The following is a 16,209-nucleotide window of genomic DNA, read 5'->3' as shown; positions in this document are numbered from 1 at the left end:
GACCTAGCTGTCGGCCATGCCCAAGTTCCAGGACACCACGCCCGTTCCTCACAGCGCCGAACAGATGTTCAATCTGGTCGCTGATGTCGAGCGCTATCCCGAATTTCTGCCGATGTGCGAGGCGCTCACCGTCAAGGACCGGCGCGAGCGGGACGGCAAGACGCTGCTCGTCGCCGACATGACCGTGGGCTACAAGCTGATCCGCGAGACCTTCACCAGCCGGGTGCTTCTGAAGCCGGCCGAAAGCGCGATCGACGTGTCCTATCTGGAAGGGCCGTTTCGCTATCTCGACAACACCTGGCGATTCGACCCGCGAGCCGACGGCGGGTGCGACGTGCGCTTCTGCATCGACTACGAGTTCAAGAGCCGCACGCTCGGGCTGCTGATGGGCGCCATGTTCGACAAGGCGTTCCACATGTTCTCGCAGGCATTCCAGAAGCGCGCTGTGGAAGTCTACGGTGAAGCCGGCCGCAGAAGCGCCGCCGGCTAGCTCTCCGGCTGCGGGTCCGGCGCCAGCTTGACCGTCTCTGTCAATATCTCGATCGCCATCATCACCGACGCCTGCCGCACAAACGCCCGCCCATGATCCGGAAATACGGTCTTGTGGACGAATGTCGGGGCCCAACTCGCCGCACAGCCGAACCAGACGAGACCCACCGGCTTCAGGTCTGTTCCGCCATCCGGTCCCGCGATTCCCGTAACCGCGATGGACACGTCGGCATCGGCCCGGGCAAGGGCACCCTCCGCCATCGCGCCGGCGACTTCGCTGGACACCGCGCCATTGCGCTCGATGATGTCCTCTGCGACGCCCAGCAGATCCGTCTTCGCCGAGTTCGAATAGGTGACAAAGCCACGATCGAGCATCGCCGACGAGCCGGCAACCTCCGTGAGCGTGCCTGCGATCAGGCCGCCGGTGCAGGATTCCGCTGTGACCAGCTTGATGTTCTTCTGCTTGCAGAGGTCGAGCAGTGCGCCCACACGCTCGGTGACCTCGTCGCCATCGGTGCCGAAATCATCATTGTCGTTCATTGGGCTTCTCCTTCAAAGGGAAAGACAGCGGTCGCGGTCGCCATCGCGACGATGCCTTCCTCGCGACCGATGAAACCGATGCGCTCATTCGTCGTCGCCTTGACCGAAACACGTTCCACACCGATGCCGACGACACTTGCGATGGAGGCGCGCATGGCGTCGCGGTGCGGTCCTATTTTCGGTGCCTCGCAAATCAGCGTGACGTCGCAATGGGTGATGCGACCGCCGGCGTCGCGCACGAGTTTCGCGGCATGGGAAAGGAAGATGTGGGAAGCTGCGCCTTTCCACTGCGGGTCGCTTGGCGGGAAATGGCTTCCGATATCGCCTTCGCCGACGGTCGCCAGAAGCGCATCTGTCAGAGCGTGAAAACCGACATCGGCGTCGGAGTGGCCCGACAGGCGGCGGTCGTGAGCGATCTCGACACCGCAAAGGGTGACATGGTCACCGGGCACGAGCTGGTGCGTGTCATAACCGTGGCCGACGCGCACGTCGGGCAGCGTGGGTTTCTGGTCCGACGCCAGCATGCGCTCAGCCTCCTCGAAATCTCCGGGCCATGTCAGTTTGATGTTGGCTGCGTCACCGGGCACGATCCTCACCGGCATGCCTGCCCACTCATAGAGCGATGCGTCGTCCGTGAATTCAGTTCCGGCTTCTGCGGCGGCGCGGCGATGCACCTCGAGAATGTCTTCCAGCGCAAAGGCCTGCGGTGTCTGCGCCCGGTAAAGGCCGGCGCGGGGCACCGTTGCCGTGATGTGACCGGCTGGGTCCGCGGATTTGATGGTCTCCGCGACAGGCAGCGCCGGAATGACGCCCGCATCGGACTGCTCCTCAAGCGCTGCCGAGATCGCGTCGAGCAGTCCATTCGTCACGAACGGCCGGGCGGCGTCGTGAATGAGTGCGAATTGCGGAGGGGTTTCCAGTCGGTGCAGCGCCTCAAGGCCGCGGAGAACCGATTCCTGCCGCGTGGCCCCGCCGGTGACGACAAGTACGCCGTTGGCTTCTTCCGCGAGCGCTTCGCGCAGAAGGGTCTCGTCATCGGCATGACGAACGACGACAATCGGGATTTCAGAGCGCCATGCACGAAACGCGTCGAGGGTTCTGGCGATGACCGCACGGCCGCCAAGGTGCCGGTATTGCTTTGGCCCCATGCCGGGGCCGGACGCCCGTTCACCCCTGCCGGCTGCGACGATAATCACGCCGTGGTTGCGTGCTGACTGCAAGTTCCGATACATCTTCCGAGCTTGAACGCGGGAAATTCCGCCGTGGTTGCGAAAAAAAGCCGCTTTCGCCCGCTTTAGCATATCGCGCCGATTGCACAACCGATGCAACATGTCTACTATTTAGGCATCGAGCAGTCATGCCTAACATTCAATCAGAAAAACCCATGTATGGCCTTGAGAAGCCGCTGAAGGTCGGTCCCGTCGAGTTGCGCAATCGCGTGTTCCTGGCGCCCATGTCGGGGGTCACCGATCTACCGTTCCGTCGGCGCGCCTATCGCCACGGTGCGGGGCTCGTGGTTTCCGAGATGATAGCCAGCGAGGAGTATTGCAAGGCCCGTCGCGAAAGCCGCAAGCGTGCGAGCGGTGACGGACTTGCCGTGCGCATGCTGCAATTGGCGGGTCGCGAGGGGCGTTGGATGGCCGAGGCGGCTCGGATCGCCGAGGGCGAGGGTGCCGACATCATCGACATCAACATGGGATGCCCCGCCAAGAAGGTGACCGGCGGCTATTCCGGTTCGGCCCTGATGCGCGATCTCGATCACGCGATGACGCTGATCGATGCCACGGTCGGGGCCGTCAACGTGCCCGTCACATTGAAGATGCGGCTCGGCTGGGACGAGCACACAGTGAACGCGCCGGTACTCGCGAGGCGCGCCGAGGATGCCGGGGTGCAGATGATCACGGTTCATGGCCGAACGCGCGCGCAGCTTTACGACGGCCGCGCCGACTGGAGCCGTGTGGCGGATGTCCGTTCGGCGATCACGGTGCCCCTCGTCGTCAATGGTGACATCCAGTCTCACAGTGAGGCCCGGGAGGCTATGGCCGCTTCCGGTGCGGACGCGGTGATGGTCGGGCGCGGCAGCTACGGCCGGCCGTGGCTGGCCGGGGAGATCGCGCGCGCGGCTGGATACTGTGACCGATCGGAGGCGGCGCCTGTCGCGAGCGCGCTCGGCGATTATGTCATATCCCATTACGAGGACATGTTGTCCTACTACGGCGCGCAGACAGGATTGCGCCACGCACGCAAGCATCTCGGCTGGTATCTCGACCGGCATGCCACGGAGGCTTCCGAGACCGGGGCCGTTCGCAGGCAAATTCTCAGGACCAATCAACCCGAAGAGGTGATCCGATTGATATCGCAGATTCTGGCCGCCGCTCCGGTCAAGGCGGAAGCGGCGTGATGGCATTCAATTTGCGCAAGAAGCAATCCGCTCCCGATCCGGCACGCGCGCTCAAGGTGCTCGATACCCTGCGCGATCCGGTCGTGCTGATCGACGCCAACGATATGATCGCGTTCTCGAACCTGGAAGCGGAGTATTTCTTCTCCTCGTCACAGGGGCAATTGGCCAAATCCCGGATCCAGGATTTCGTCTCGTTTTCAAGTCCCTTGCTCGCACTCATTCAACAGGTGCGCGAGCACGAATCCCCGGTCAACGAATACCGCATCGACCTGTCGTCGCCGCGGCTTGGCGCCGATCGCATCGTGGACGTGCATGTGACGCCGGTGCCGGACGAGCCAGGGGCGATGGTGATCGTGTTCCGCGAGCGGTCGATGGCCGAGAAGTTCGATCGCCAGATGACGCATCGCGGCGCGGCACGTTCGGTGACGGGCCTGGCATCGATGCTCGGCCACGAGATCAAGAACCCGCTGTCGGGTATCCGCGGCGCCGCTCAATTGCTGGAAGCCGTCGTCAGTGACGAAGATCGGGCGCTGACCGGCCTCATCCGCGAGGAAACGGATCGCATCGTTTCGCTTGTCGATCGGATGGAGGTTTTCTCCGACGAGCGGCCGATCGAACGCGAACCGGTCAACATCCACGTCGTGCTTGATCGTGTTCATCAGATCGCGGTGTCTGGCTTTGCGCGCGACGTCGACTTCGTCAAGCAATACGACCCGTCGCTGCCGATGGTGCTGGGCAACAAGGACCAATTGATTCAGGTCTTTCTCAACCTCGTGAAGAACGCGGCCGAGGCATGCGAGAGCCGGGAGCATGCGCAGATCAGGCTTCGGACGGCATTCCGGCCGGGCGTTCGCCTTTCGATTCCCGGCGCCAACGAGCGCGTGGCGCTGCCGTTGGAATTCAGCGTGGAGGACAATGGCACGGGTGTGCCGGAAGATATCCAGATGCACATGTTCGATCCCTTCATCACGACAAAGCCGAATGGGTCAGGCCTCGGGCTGGCGCTGGTCGCGAAGATCGTCGGCGACCACGGTGGCGTCATCGAATGCGACTCGCATGCCGGCAAGACCGTCTTCCGGATCCTGATGCCGGCCGCGCCGCCCATGCCGATCGAATTTGCCAAGACCGAGAGCGGAGACGTTCAACAATGAAGGGAACCGTACTTGTCGCCGATGACGACGCGGCCATCCGCACGGTTGTCAGCCAGGCCCTGTCGCGGGCCGGCTATGACGTCCGACTGACATCGAACGCATCGACGCTGTGGCGCTGGGTCACGGCTGGCGAGGGCGATGTCGTGGTCAGCGACGTCGTCATGCCGGACGAGAACCTGTTCGACCTGCTGCCGCGCATGCGCAAGGTGCGCCCGGAACTGCCGGTCATCGTCATGAGTGCGCAGAACACCTTCATGACGGCTATCCGCGCCTCGGAGAAGGGCGCCTACGAATATCTGCCGAAGCCGTTCGACCTCGTCGAACTGACGGCGATCGTCGGGCGGGCGCTGGCCGAATCGCGACGCAAGAACGGCGACGAGCAGTCGTCGGCTGCCGCGCACAAGGAAAGCGAGGGCATGCCGCTGGTCGGACGGTCTGCAGCGATGCAAGACATCTACCGCGTGCTTGCCCGCATGATGCAGTCGGACCTTACCGTACTGATCAACGGCGAGTCGGGCACAGGCAAGGAGCTGGTTGCCCGCGCGCTGCACGAATATGGCAAGCGCAAGAACGGGCCGTTCGTCGCGATCAACATGGCCGCCATTCCGCGCGACCTGATCGAATCGGAGTTGTTCGGCCATGAGAAGGGTGCGTTCACTGGCGCGCAGGCCCGCTCGACCGGACGTTTCGAGCAGGCGGAGAACGGCACGCTGTTCCTGGACGAAATCGGCGACATGCCGATGGACGCGCAGACGCGGCTGCTGCGCGTCCTGCAGCAGGGCGAATACATGACGGTCGGCGGGCGCACCCCGATCAAGACCAATGTCCGTATCGTCGCGGCGACCAACAAGGATCTGCGCTCGCTGATCAATCAGGGCCTTTTCCGCGAAGACCTCTATTACCGATTGAACGTCGTGCCGCTGCGCATGCCGCCGCTGCGCGAGCGGCTGGAAGATATCGGCGACCTCGTCACTCACTTCCTGACCAAGGTGCAGGGCGAGGGGCTGGAAGCGAAGCGTATCCTGCCGGAAGCGCTGCAATTGATGACGCGCTATCACTGGCCGGGCAACGTGCGTGAGCTTGAAAACCTGATTAGGCGTCTGTGCGCGCTCTATCCGCAGGAAGAGATCACGCCGGAGATCGTGGCGGCCGAGCTCGATGCGGGCGAGGGTGGGGAACCGGCGCCTGCAGGGCTGCTCACCGGTGACGTCACCATTTCCCAGGCGGTCGAGCACAACATGCAGGACTATTTCCGCTCCTTCGGCGACAGCCTGCCGCCGCCGGGTCTCTATCAGCGGGTGCTCGCCGAACTCGAGCAGCCGCTGATCCTGGCAACGCTCGCGGCAACACGAGGAAACCAGATCCGGGCGGCGGAAGTTCTCGGGCTCAATCGCAACACGCTTCGAAAGAAAATCAAGGAGCACGGGCTGAGCGTCTTCAAGGGCGGCGCATAATTCGCGCCGCGGTTGCCGGCATGTTGTAAAGCTGCCACATTCTGTTGCATATTCGGCACTCCGATTTGTCGGATAGCAGCAGACCCACGCATGTCACCTCACCAACGCGCCAAGGGCTTACCCGATTTCGGTCTGCACGACCGATCGAGCGCCCGCAGGATGCAAATCCGCGGCATCGCAGTCATCGTCGGAGCGCTGCTGACGGCAGGCGCTTCCTTCGCGATTCTGATCGGTCTGACGCCGATACAGCCCGACGACACGGTCACGCTTTCCGCGATCGCGATCAACAGCTTCTTCGTTTTCGCGCTGCTCTGGCTGATCGGCATGGAGTTGCGACGCGTCTTCCAGGCCCGCAGGGCAGGAAAGGCGGCCTCGCGGCTGCATGTGCGCCTTGTCGGGCTGTTTTCGCTGATCGCGGCAATACCGGCGATCGCCATCGCGGTGGTCGCCAGCATCACGCTCGATCTCGGGCTGGATCGCTGGTTCGAGATCCGCACGAAAACGATCGTCGAATCGTCGCTGCAGGTGGCGGAATCCTACATCAAGGAAAACGCCGTCAACCTGCGCGACGCGACCATCAACATGGCGTTTGCGCTCGACAGCCAGCGTCGCCTCTACAGTCTCGACCAGAACGGCTTCCGGCAGTACCTGACCCAGCAAGCCAAGGGGCGCGGCATGCTCGGCGCGTCCGTGATCCGTCCCGACGGGCGGGTGATCCACAGCGCCGACATCCAGGTGGAAAGGCCCCTGCCATTGCCGCCACCGGATGCGCTGGAAGCGGCCGGTGACGGTGCTCCGGTCATCATTCCGCCGGGCGTGACCAATCTTGTCGGCGCGATCATCAAGTTGCGCGAGATACCGGACGCCTATGTCTACACGATCCGGACCGTTGATTCGCAGGTGCTGGAGGCGGTTCAGCTGATGCAGCAGAACCGGGCGGAATATACCGGGCTCGCGGCCAATCGTACCAATGTTCAGCTCGCCTTCGCGATCCTCTATTTCGGCCTGACGCTGATCATGATCCTTTCGGCGATGTGGACGGGCATCGCCGTGGCCAACCGTCTGGTGCGTCCGATCCGCCAGTTGATCAATGCCGCCGAAGAAGTCTCGGGCGGAAATCTCGACATCCGCGTTCCTGTGCGGACGTCCGACGGGGACGTGGGCTATCTCGGGCACACGTTCAACGGCATGCTCGGCCAGTTGAAGGAGCAGCGCGACGAGATCCTTCACGCGACCGACCTCATCGACCAGCGGCGCCGCTTCTCCGAGGCCGTCTTGTCCGGGGTCTCGGCGGGCGTCATGGGCGTGGATGACGACGGCGTGATCACCGTCGCCAACCGTTCGGCAGCACTCATCCTCGGTACGGGCGAAGCGATCGAGGCGGGCACGAAGCTTGAAGACTTGTCGCCGCATATCGCCGACGCGCTCGAAGAGGTGCGCAAGAGCGAACGTTCCGACGCGCGCAAGCAGGTCAATTTCATGGACAGGACGGGCCGCGAGCGCGTGCTGAACGTTCAGGTCACCGTGGATCGCGAGGTTCGGTCCACCCACGACGTCGAGCAGGGACAGGAGATCGATCCAGACCTGCCGGCCGAGCACACCCATGTCGTGACCATCGACGACATTTCGGACCTGATGGAGGCGCAACGCTCGACCGCCTGGGCCGACGTGGCGCGTCGCATCGCGCATGAGATCAAGAACCCGCTGACGCCGATCCAGCTCTCGGCCGAACGTTTGAAGCGGCGTTACGGCAAGGTCGTCGACGAGCAGGATCGTGCTGTCTTCGACCAGTGCACGGACACGATCATCCGCCAGGTCGGCGATATCGGTCGCATGGTGGACGAGTTCTCCTCCTTCGCCCGCATGCCGAAGCCGGTCATGGATCGCAAGGACCTGCGCGACGCGCTGCGGGAAGCCACGTTCCTGGTCGAGGTGAGCCGCAACGACATCTCGTTCGGGCGGGATTTCGAGGACGAGGCCCTGATCTGCAATTTCGACGAGAGGCTGGTCGGGCAGGCGATCGGCAACATCGTCAAGAACGCCTCCGAGGCGGTCGAAGCCCGCCAGGCCGCAGATGTGGACGGGCGCTCGGACGGGGAAATTCTCGTGCGGGCCTATCATCTGGGCTCGGACGAGATTTCGGTCGACGTGATCGACAATGGCAAGGGGCTGCCTCGCCACAACAGGGCCAAACTGCTCGAGCCCTATATGACGACGCGCGAAAAGGGCACCGGGCTCGGCCTCGCGATCGTCAAGAAGATCATGGAAGACCACGGCGGCAGGCTCGAACTGCATGACGCGCCGACGGATTTTCATGGCGGGCGCGGCGCCATGGTGCGGCTGATCTTCCCGGCAGCGGGCGAGGCCGGTACAGCGCCCGGATTGGTTCAGGCAGACGGGCAAGACGACGAGCAGGCAAGCGGGCAGCAAAACGGAACTGATACGCAGGCGGACCAGCCGCCGCCAGCCGAGAGGACAGCATGAAAGCGGATATTCTGATTGTCGATGATGAGTTGGACATTCGCGAGATCGTCGCCGGCATTCTCGAGGACGAAGGGCATGAGACACGCACCGCCCATGACAGCGACAGCGCGCTCGCTGCCCTGACGGATCGTGCGCCGCGCTTGGTGTTCCTAGACATCTGGATGCAAGGCTCCAAACTCGACGGCCTTGCCCTGCTCGACGAAATCCAGACGCTGCATCCCGGCCTGCCGGTCGTGATGATCTCCGGCCATGGCAACATCGAGACGGCCGTGTCCGCGATCAAGCGTGGGGCCTACGACTATATCGAGAAGCCTTTCAAGGCCGATCGCCTCGTGCTCGTCGCCGAGCGGGCGCTGGAAACCTCCTCCCTGAAGATGCAGGTCCGGGACCTGAAGCGGCGCAGCAACGAGACGACGGATCTCGTTGGCAATTCGGCCGCGATCAACGCCCTGCGGCAGACGATCAACCGCGTCGCGCCGACCAACAGCCGTGTTCTGATCACCGGACCTTCGGGATCGGGCAAGGAACTCGTCGCCCGCTCCATACACGCGCAGTCGAGCCGGGCTAAGGGACCATTCGTCGTCATCAACGCGGCCGCGATCACGCCGAGCCGGATGGAGACCGAGCTGTTCGGGACCGAGCCGAATGGCGGAGAGCGAAAAGTTGGCGCGCTGGAGCAGGCGCATGGCGGCATTCTCTATATCGACGAGATCGCCGACATGCCGCTGGAGACCCAGACAAAGATCCTGCGCGTGCTCGTGGACCAGGAGTTCGAGCGGGTTGGCGGCGTCCGCCGGGTGAAGGTGGATGTGCGCATCATCTCGTCGACGGCCTTCAACCTGGAAGAACTGATCGCATCGAAGCGCTTCCGCCGGGATCTGATGAACCGGCTGGCGGTCGTGCCGATCGAGGTGCCGTCGCTTGCCAATCGGCGCGAGGACATCCCGCTGCTCGTCCAGACCTTCATGAAGCAGATCGGCGAGAACACCGGCATCCGGCCGAAATTCATCGGCGACGACGCGATGGCCGTGCTGCAGGCGCATGACTGGCCGGGCAACATCCGCCAGCTTCGCAACAACATCGAGCGCCTGATGATCCTGACGCGCGACGAGGCAGAGGACACGGTGATCGGCGTCGACATGCTGCCGGCCGAGATCGGCGAGAACCTGCCGAAGGCGCCGACGGCGGACGACGCGCATATCATGGCGCTGCCTCTGCGCGAGGCGCGGGAGCGTTTCGAGCGCGATTACCTGCTCGCCCAGATATCGCGTTTCGGCGGAAACATCTCGCGCACCGCGGAATTCGTTGGTATGGAGCGGTCCGCACTGCACCGCAAGCTGAAGTCGCTCGGCGTCTGAGAGCTGCCTAGAACCGGACGGGGAACCGAATGCGGGTCATTATTTGCGGCGCCGGACAGGTCGGATACGGCATTGCCGAGCGTCTCGCCGCCGAAGCCAACGATGTGTCCGTGATCGACATGTCCGCGACGCTGGTCCAGCGGATCCGCGACACGCTGGACGTGCGCGGCTTCGTCGGCCACGGGAGCCATCCCGACATTCTGGCAGCGGCCGGCGCGGACCAGGCCGACATGATCATCGCGGTCACGCTCTATGACGAAGTGAACATGACCGCCTGCCAGGTGGCGCATTCGCTGTTCGACGTCCCGACCAAGATCGCCCGCATCCGCTCGCAGAGTTATCTGCAGGCGCATTACAACAATCTCTTCTCGCGCGATCATCTGCCGATCGACGTGATCATCTCGCCGGAACGCGAGGTGGGCGACGTCGTGCTGCGGCGGATCGCGTCGCCTGGTGCGACCGACATCGTGCAGTTCGCGGAAGGCAAGGTCGCCATGATGGCGATCGAGTGCCGCGAGGATTGCCCGGTCATCAACACGCCGCTCAGCCAACTGACCGAGCTTTTTCCCGATCTTTCGGCCACCGTGGTGGGCGTGTGGCGCAATGAGAGGCTGTTCGTGCCGCATTCGGCCGACCAGTTGCTGGCCCACGATCTGGTCTATGTCATCGCCAACAAGCAGCAGGCGAAGCGGACGCTGAGCCTGTTCGGCCATGACGAGGCCGAAGCCCGCCGGATCATCATCGCGGGCGGCGGCAATATCGGGCTCTACGTCGCCTCGCAGATGGAAGCGCGGGAATCGCGCGCCAAGGTGAAGATCATCGAGGCCGATCACGGCCGCGCCGTGCGGGTTGCCGACCAGCTCAGGCGGACCGTCGTGCTGCATGGCAGCGCGCTCGACCAGCAGATCCTCGTCGAAGCCGACATCGAGGACAGCGAACTCATGGTGTCGCTGACCAATGACGATCAGGTCAACATCCTGTCTTCGGTCATGGCGAAGCGGCTTGGCTGCCAGTCGACGCTCGCGCTGATCAACGACCCGGCCTATCAGGGCTTTACCGACACGCTGGGCATCGACGCGCATATCAACCCGCGCGCTGTGACGATCTCGCGCGTGTTGCAGCATGTGCGCCGCGGGCGCATTCGGCAGGTCCACAGCGTTCAGAAGGGGTCGGCCGAAGTGATCGAGGCCGAGGCGCTGGAAACTTCGCCGCTGGTCGGCGCTCCGCTGAAGGACCTGGACCTGCCCGAGAACATCCGCATCGGGGCGATCTACCGGGACGGCGAGATCATCAAGCCGGACGGGTCCACGCGGATCAAGGCGAAGGACCGGGTCGTGATCTTTGCACGCTCGGAGGCGGTTCGCCGCGTGGAGCAGATGTTCCGGGTCAGCCTCGAATTCTTCTGATGTTTGGGCCGCAGAACGATCGGCCGGGCGAGGGGCTGTCGTGAGGACCGTCATCTTCCTGCTCGCCTTCGCCACCGCGACATTTCTCGCCTCACTGGCCGTGCCCATTCTCGTCGGCCTCGCCCATGGCGAAACCGAGCGGGTGGCGCGGCTTGCCGTGCTGGCCGCGACGGGAGCCTTCGTCAGCGTGGTCACCATGGCCGCCTCGTTCGGCTATCGGCATGTGTTGACGCCCGACCGGCTGATCCTGTCGATGGTGTTCGTTTGGCTGGTCCTTTCGCTCATCGGGTCTGTGCCGTTCATGCTGGTGGCGGGGCTGCCTTTCGACGCGGCGCTCTTCGAGAGCGTCTCCGGCCTCACGACCACCGGCGCGACGACTTTCGGGCTGCGCGAGGCACTGCCGCAATCGGTCATCTTCTGGCGGCTGCAGCTGGAATGGATCGGCGGCTTCCTGACGCTGGCCTCGCTGTTCCTCGTCCTTTCGCCGCTTGCCATCGGCGGTTTGCCGCGCCGGGCCATGGCGGCGGAATTCAACCTCGACAAGAACGGGGCGCGCGACGCGGGCATCGAGCACCTTTGGCGCTATCTGCCGTTGCTCGCCTATTACCTCGCGGCCTCGGTCGTGGTGTTCTTCCTGTTCGTGGCCAGCGGCGCGGACAGTCTGGGTGCCGCGCAACTGACGATGACCAGCATCTCGACCGGCGGGTTCAATCCCTACGACACCGACCTTGGGGCACGGCATGGCCTGCCGACGCTTCTGGTGATGGGGTCGGTCCTGATGATCTCGGCGACCAGCCTGTTCTGGCAGCGCTACGACCTGTTCAACCCGCTGCGGGTGGTCTGGCAGAACCGGGAGGCGCGCTGGGTGGTTCTCGTCGTCGCGGTCATGACGGCACTCTATGTTCTGGCGTTTCGCAATGTCGGCGCCGGGAGCGGGACGGGCGGCATCGGCGCGGTGCTGGTCGATTCCTACTTCGCGGCGGCCTCCGTGGTCGCGACCTCGGGGCATGAGACGCGGCCGGGCGTCATCGCGCTCCTGCCGGAGATCTTCGTCTTTTCCGTCGCGCTGGTCGGGGCGGCCGTCTTTTCCACCGCGTCCGGCCTGAAGGTGCACCGGCTGGGCGCGATGCTGATCCAGTCGTTCCGCGAGCTCAGCCTCCTGATCTATCCGAGTTCGGTCATCCCGATGCGCATCGCCAAGGCGGAATATGACGAGCGCTCGATCGTGGAATCCTGGCCGGTCATGCTTCTCCTGCTGATGGTCACGGCCGTTTCCGTTTTCATGCTGGCGAGCGGGCAGGGCAGTTTCGAGGCGGCGCTTCTCTCCGGGGTTGCGCTGATGATCAATGCAGGGCCGCTCTACGAGGCCTATGTTCCCGCGGTGGCGGATCCGGAATTGTGGCCCGGATTTCGCGATTTCAGCGGATTTGAACGCCTGGCGGCTTGCATCGTCATGCTGCTGGGGCGATTGGAGTTCGTCGCGGTGTTCGCGATCCTGAATTTCAAATACTGGTTGAGTCGCTGAGGGTCGGAGGCGCATTTGGCACGCATCGCTTATGTCAACGGACGCTATGAACGGCATGGCGAGGCCATGGTCCATATCGAGGACCGCGGCTACCAGTTCGCCGACGGCGTCTACGAGGTGTGCGAGGTCGCGCGCGGCAACATCATCGACATGACCCGCCATCTCGACCGGCTCGGGCGGTCGCTGGGCGAATTGCAGATCGCATGGCCGGTCGAACGGGCCGCCCTGTCTGCGATCATGCGCGAAGTCGCGCGGCGCAACCGGGTCCATGACGGCATGGTCTATATCCAGGTGACGCGCGGCGTCGCCAGGCGCGACCACGTGTTTCCCAAACAGGGCACGCGACCCTCTCTGGTCGTCACCGCACGGTCGAGCGACCCGCAGGCGGCGCGTGCCAAGGCGGGCGAGGGGATTTCGGTGATCACCGTGCCGGAAAACCGCTGGGACCGGGTGGACATCAAGACCGTCGGCCTGTTGCCGAACGTGCTCGCCCGGCAGAAGGCCAAGGAAGTCGGCGCGGCCGAGGCCTGGTTCGTCGATGCCGAGGGTACGGTGAAGGAAGGGGCGGCGACCAACGCCTGGATCGTGACCGCCGACGGCGTGCTCGTGACCCGGCCGGCCGATTTCGGCATCCTGCGCGGGGTGACGCGGGCGACCGTGATGGATGTCGCCGCCAGGCAGAGGCTGGTCGTGGAGGAGCGCGGATTCACGGTCGAAGAGGCGCAACAGGCACGCGAAGCGTTCATCACGGCGGCGACGACACTCGTCATGCCTGTGGTGCGCATCGACGACACGCCGGTCGCCAACGGGCATCCGGGCACGGTTGCCCTAGCGTTACGGGAAAGTTTCTTCGAGACAGCGGAAAAAACACCCTTTTGAACGCATGTCGCGAAGCCGTGAACAACAGAGATTTTTTTACCCATTGAAAAAATCCGTGAGATTTTTACCATAATTGCATTGCCGCCGCATCATCGCGCGATTAATGGATTGACTAGACCACAAACGGAAAACACATGGCCGAGCGCTCGCAAAACCTTCAAGATCAATTTCTGAATGCCGTCCGCAAGCAAAAGATCCCGCTGACCATTTTCCTCGTTAACGGTGTCAAGTTGACGGGCGTTGTGACGTCTTTCGACAATTTCTGCGTGTTGCTGCGGCGCGACGGTCATGCTCAACTTGTCTACAAGCATGCGATCTCCACGATCATGCCGGGCCAGCCCGTGAACTTGTATGACAATGAAGACGCAGCGGCGAAATCTGATTGACGGAACACTCCGAAAGTAATCGACAGGCCCGCGCACGGCGCGACAGCAAGGGTGAAGACCGGCAGCGGCCGCCGACAGTGGCGGTTGTGCTGGAGCCGGACATCCGCACGCGCGAAACGGACCAGGGCGCAGGACGCAGCGCGGCCGACCGGCTGATCGAGGCCGAGGGGCTTGCGCGCGCGATCGACCTGCAGATCGCCCACAGCGTGATCGTGCCGGTCGGAAAGCCGCAGCCCGCGACCCTGCTCGGAAGCGGCAAGGTTGAAGAGATCGCCGGGATCGTGACGGCGACCGAAGCCGGGCTCGTGATCGTCGATCACGCGCTGACGCCGGTGCAGCAGCGCAATCTCGAAAAGGCATGGAACGCCAAGGTGCTGGACCGCACCGGGCTGATCCTGGAAATCTTCGGCGAGCGCGCGCAGACCAAGGAAGGTTCGCTGCAGGTCGAACTGGCGCATCTGAACTATCAGCGCGGCCGGCTGGTGCGGTCGTGGACCCACCTGGAACGCCAGCGCGGCGGCGCGGGCTTCCTCGGCGGCCCCGGCGAAACCCAGATCGAGGCCGACCGGCGCATCCTGCAGGACAAGATCAAGAAGCTCGAGCGCGAGCTGGAAGGCGTTCGCCGGACGCGGACGCTGCATCGCTCCAAGCGCAAGAAGGTGCCGCTGCCGATCGTCTCGCTGGTGGGCTACACCAATGCCGGGAAATCGACGCTGTTCAACCGGCTGACCGGCGCCGGCGTGACGGCGGAAAACATGCTGTTCGCCACGCTCGACCCGACGCTTCGCCGCGTGCGGCTGCCGGGCGGCACGTGGATCATCCTGTCCGACACGGTGGGCTTCATCTCCGACCTGCCGACCCATCTGGTCGCCGCGTTCCGCGCGACGCTGGAAGAGGTGCAGGAGGCGGACGTGGTGCTGCATGTGCGCGACATTTCGAGCGACGCCTCGCGCGACGAGGCCGCCGACGTCGCCCAGATCCTGCGCGATCTCGATGTCGATCCCGAGGACGAGAAACACGTGATCGAGGTCTGGAACAAGGTCGACGCCATCGCGCCGGAAGCGCGCGAGGATCTGGTGGCGCGGGCCGAAGGCACCTCGGAAGGCCCGGCGATCGTCGCGGTCTCGGCGATCACCGGCGAGGGGATCGACCGTCTCCTCAACGAGATCGAGGACCGCATCGCCGGCGCGCTCGTCGCACGGCGGTTCACCATCGCGCCGGAGCGCTATGGCGATCTCGCCTGGCTCTACGATCACGGCCAGGTGCGCAGCCGCGAGACCGCCGAGGACGGCAGCGTCACGGTCGATGTCGACATGACGGCCGAGAACGCGGCGGCGTTCGAGCGGCGTTAAGCCTTCTTCAGAAACTCGGTGCGCAGCACCAGGCCCTTGATCTTGTCCACCCGGCACTCGATTTCGTCGGGGTTGCCGGTCAGTCGGATGCCCTTGACGAGCGTGCCGCGCTTGATGGTCGAGGAGGTGCCCTTGACCTTCAGATCCTTGATGACGGTGACATTGTCGCCATCCGCCAGGACCGTGCCGTTCGTGTCGCGTGTTTCGTCGCTCATTGTCGCTGCCCCCTGGTGCGTGTCGCCGCCTGTGTAGCGGCCGCCGGCGGTGACCGGAAGGGTGCGGAGCGCGGTGGGAGACCCAAACCGTTGCTGCGGCGACAGAATGTCGCGCGCGGTCGCATCCGGCGCGCGCGACGCCGGGGTGCATTGTACGGAAATCGACGGCCTGGCCGCTCACGAGGTGTCCGGCGGCCGGAGCGCCTGGAGCGCGAGGCCGTGGCATTCGGCGAGCACGTGATCGACAGCGCGCGCGGCGCGCTTGTCGTGGCCGGGCGGGAGACCGGGACGCAGCGGCGAGCGGCGTGCGGCGCGGGGCATCTGCGCGCGCCGCGCCTGCCGGCGGGCAAAGCGCCGTGCATGGCCGTCGAGATCGTCGAGCGCGCGCTTCAGCGCCTCGATGCGGCGGCAGAGCGCTCCGGCGCTGACCTCCTCGTCCGGATCGGCCTGCGTGAAACCGGTGTCGGGAAACGGGCGCCAGCCGTCCCAGCCCTTCGGGTCGAAGCGGCGCGGCGGATCGGTCAGGCGGAAGGCGGGCACGCGCGGTGTCGCGGCCGGCGGGACTTCGG

The 16,209-nt window shown here is 64.4% G+C and carries 14 protein-coding genes and 1 pseudogene; 11 read left to right on the top strand and 4 right to left on the bottom strand.

The annotated features are described in order from the left end of the window. The first annotated feature begins 16 nt into the window (after positions 1 to 16). Positions 17 to 490 (top strand): type II toxin-antitoxin system RatA family toxin, encoded by a 474-nt coding sequence (locus MRY80_RS12895; RefSeq protein ID WP_293291429.1) that lies wholly within the window; start codon positions 17 to 19, stop codon positions 488 to 490. On the opposite strand, the gene MRY80_RS12890 is transcribed toward MRY80_RS12895, so the two are convergent. Then, positions 487 to 1,029, bottom strand: coding sequence for a CinA family protein (locus tag MRY80_RS12890; protein ID WP_293291428.1), 543 nt, complete (start codon positions 1,027 to 1,029; stop codon positions 487 to 489). The genes MRY80_RS12895 and MRY80_RS12890 overlap by 4 nt on opposite strands. Then, positions 1,026 to 2,249: a bifunctional 2-C-methyl-D-erythritol 4-phosphate cytidylyltransferase/2-C-methyl-D-erythritol 2,4-cyclodiphosphate synthase gene (locus MRY80_RS12885; RefSeq protein ID WP_293291427.1), complete on the bottom strand. Its 1,224-nt coding sequence runs from the start codon at positions 2,247 to 2,249 to the stop codon at positions 1,026 to 1,028. Before MRY80_RS12885 ends, MRY80_RS12890 begins: the two co-directional genes overlap by 4 nt. Before the next feature lie 164 nt (positions 2,250 to 2,413). Between MRY80_RS12885 and dusB the strand changes: the two genes are divergently transcribed. The 10 genes from dusB (at position 2,414) to hflX (ending at position 15,425) form a co-directional block, all read left to right on the top strand. Further along, positions 2,414 to 3,430: a tRNA dihydrouridine synthase DusB gene (gene dusB, locus MRY80_RS12880; protein WP_293291426.1), complete on the top strand. Its 1,017-nt coding sequence runs from the start codon at positions 2,414 to 2,416 to the stop codon at positions 3,428 to 3,430. Further along, positions 3,430 to 4,581 carry a nitrogen regulation protein NR(II) gene (locus tag MRY80_RS12875; protein WP_293291425.1) on the top strand — a complete coding sequence of 384 codons (1,152 nt, stop codon included), beginning with the start codon at positions 3,430 to 3,432 and terminating at the stop codon, positions 4,579 to 4,581. Before dusB ends, MRY80_RS12875 begins: the two co-directional genes overlap by 1 nt. After that, a complete protein-coding gene (gene ntrC, locus MRY80_RS12870; protein WP_293291424.1) occupies positions 4,578 to 6,035 on the top strand; it encodes a nitrogen regulation protein NR(I) in 1,458 nt (485 codons plus the stop codon). Before MRY80_RS12875 ends, ntrC begins: the two co-directional genes overlap by 4 nt. 159 nt (positions 6,036 to 6,194) lie before the next feature. Then, positions 6,195 to 8,519 (top strand): PAS domain-containing sensor histidine kinase, encoded by a 2,325-nt coding sequence (locus MRY80_RS12865; RefSeq protein WP_293291492.1) that lies wholly within the window; start codon positions 6,195 to 6,197, stop codon positions 8,517 to 8,519. After that, positions 8,516 to 9,877, top strand: a complete 1,362-nt coding sequence (locus MRY80_RS12860) for a sigma-54 dependent transcriptional regulator (protein ID WP_293291423.1) — start codon at positions 8,516 to 8,518, stop codon at positions 9,875 to 9,877. The genes MRY80_RS12865 and MRY80_RS12860 overlap by 4 nt, the downstream gene beginning before the upstream one ends. Positions 9,878 to 9,906: 29 nt before the next feature. Beyond that, entirely contained in the window at positions 9,907 to 11,283 is a 1,377-nt protein-coding gene (gene trkA / locus MRY80_RS12855) for a Trk system potassium transporter TrkA (protein ID WP_293291422.1), read from the top strand. A gap of 40 nt (positions 11,284 to 11,323) precedes the next feature. Beyond that, the gene (locus MRY80_RS12850; protein WP_293291421.1) at positions 11,324 to 12,808 is read left to right on the top strand and encodes a potassium transporter TrkG; all 1,485 of its coding nucleotides are present in this window, start codon (positions 11,324 to 11,326) and stop codon (positions 12,806 to 12,808) included. Positions 12,809 to 12,823: 15 nt separating this feature from the next. Further along, positions 12,824 to 13,687: a D-amino-acid transaminase gene (locus MRY80_RS12845; RefSeq protein ID WP_293291420.1), complete on the top strand. Its 864-nt coding sequence runs from the start codon at positions 12,824 to 12,826 to the stop codon at positions 13,685 to 13,687. A gap of 134 nt (positions 13,688 to 13,821) precedes the next feature. Next, positions 13,822 to 14,073 (top strand): RNA chaperone Hfq, encoded by a 252-nt coding sequence (gene hfq, locus MRY80_RS12840; RefSeq protein WP_293291419.1) that lies wholly within the window; start codon positions 13,822 to 13,824, stop codon positions 14,071 to 14,073. Between the two features lie 89 nt (positions 14,074 to 14,162). Further along, a complete protein-coding gene (hflX, locus tag MRY80_RS12835) occupies positions 14,163 to 15,425 on the top strand; it encodes a GTPase HflX (RefSeq protein ID WP_293291491.1) in 1,263 nt (420 codons plus the stop codon). On the opposite strand, the gene MRY80_RS12830 is transcribed toward hflX, so the two are convergent. Both MRY80_RS12830 and MRY80_RS12825 read right to left on the bottom strand, forming a co-directional pair. Beyond that, positions 15,422 to 15,640 carry an alkylphosphonate utilization protein gene (locus tag MRY80_RS12830; RefSeq protein WP_293291418.1) on the bottom strand — a complete coding sequence of 73 codons (219 nt, stop codon included), beginning with the start codon at positions 15,638 to 15,640 and terminating at the stop codon, positions 15,422 to 15,424. The genes hflX and MRY80_RS12830 overlap by 4 nt on opposite strands. 177 nt (positions 15,641 to 15,817) lie before the next feature. Further along, positions 15,818 to 16,209: pseudogene (locus tag MRY80_RS12825) on the bottom strand (hypothetical protein); the annotation flags it as partial.

It is taken from the genome of Oricola sp., from assembly GCF_022763245.1.
Taxonomy (GTDB): domain Bacteria; phylum Pseudomonadota; class Alphaproteobacteria; order Rhizobiales; family Rhizobiaceae; genus Oricola.
This window is presented reverse-complemented; position numbering and strand designations above follow the sequence as displayed.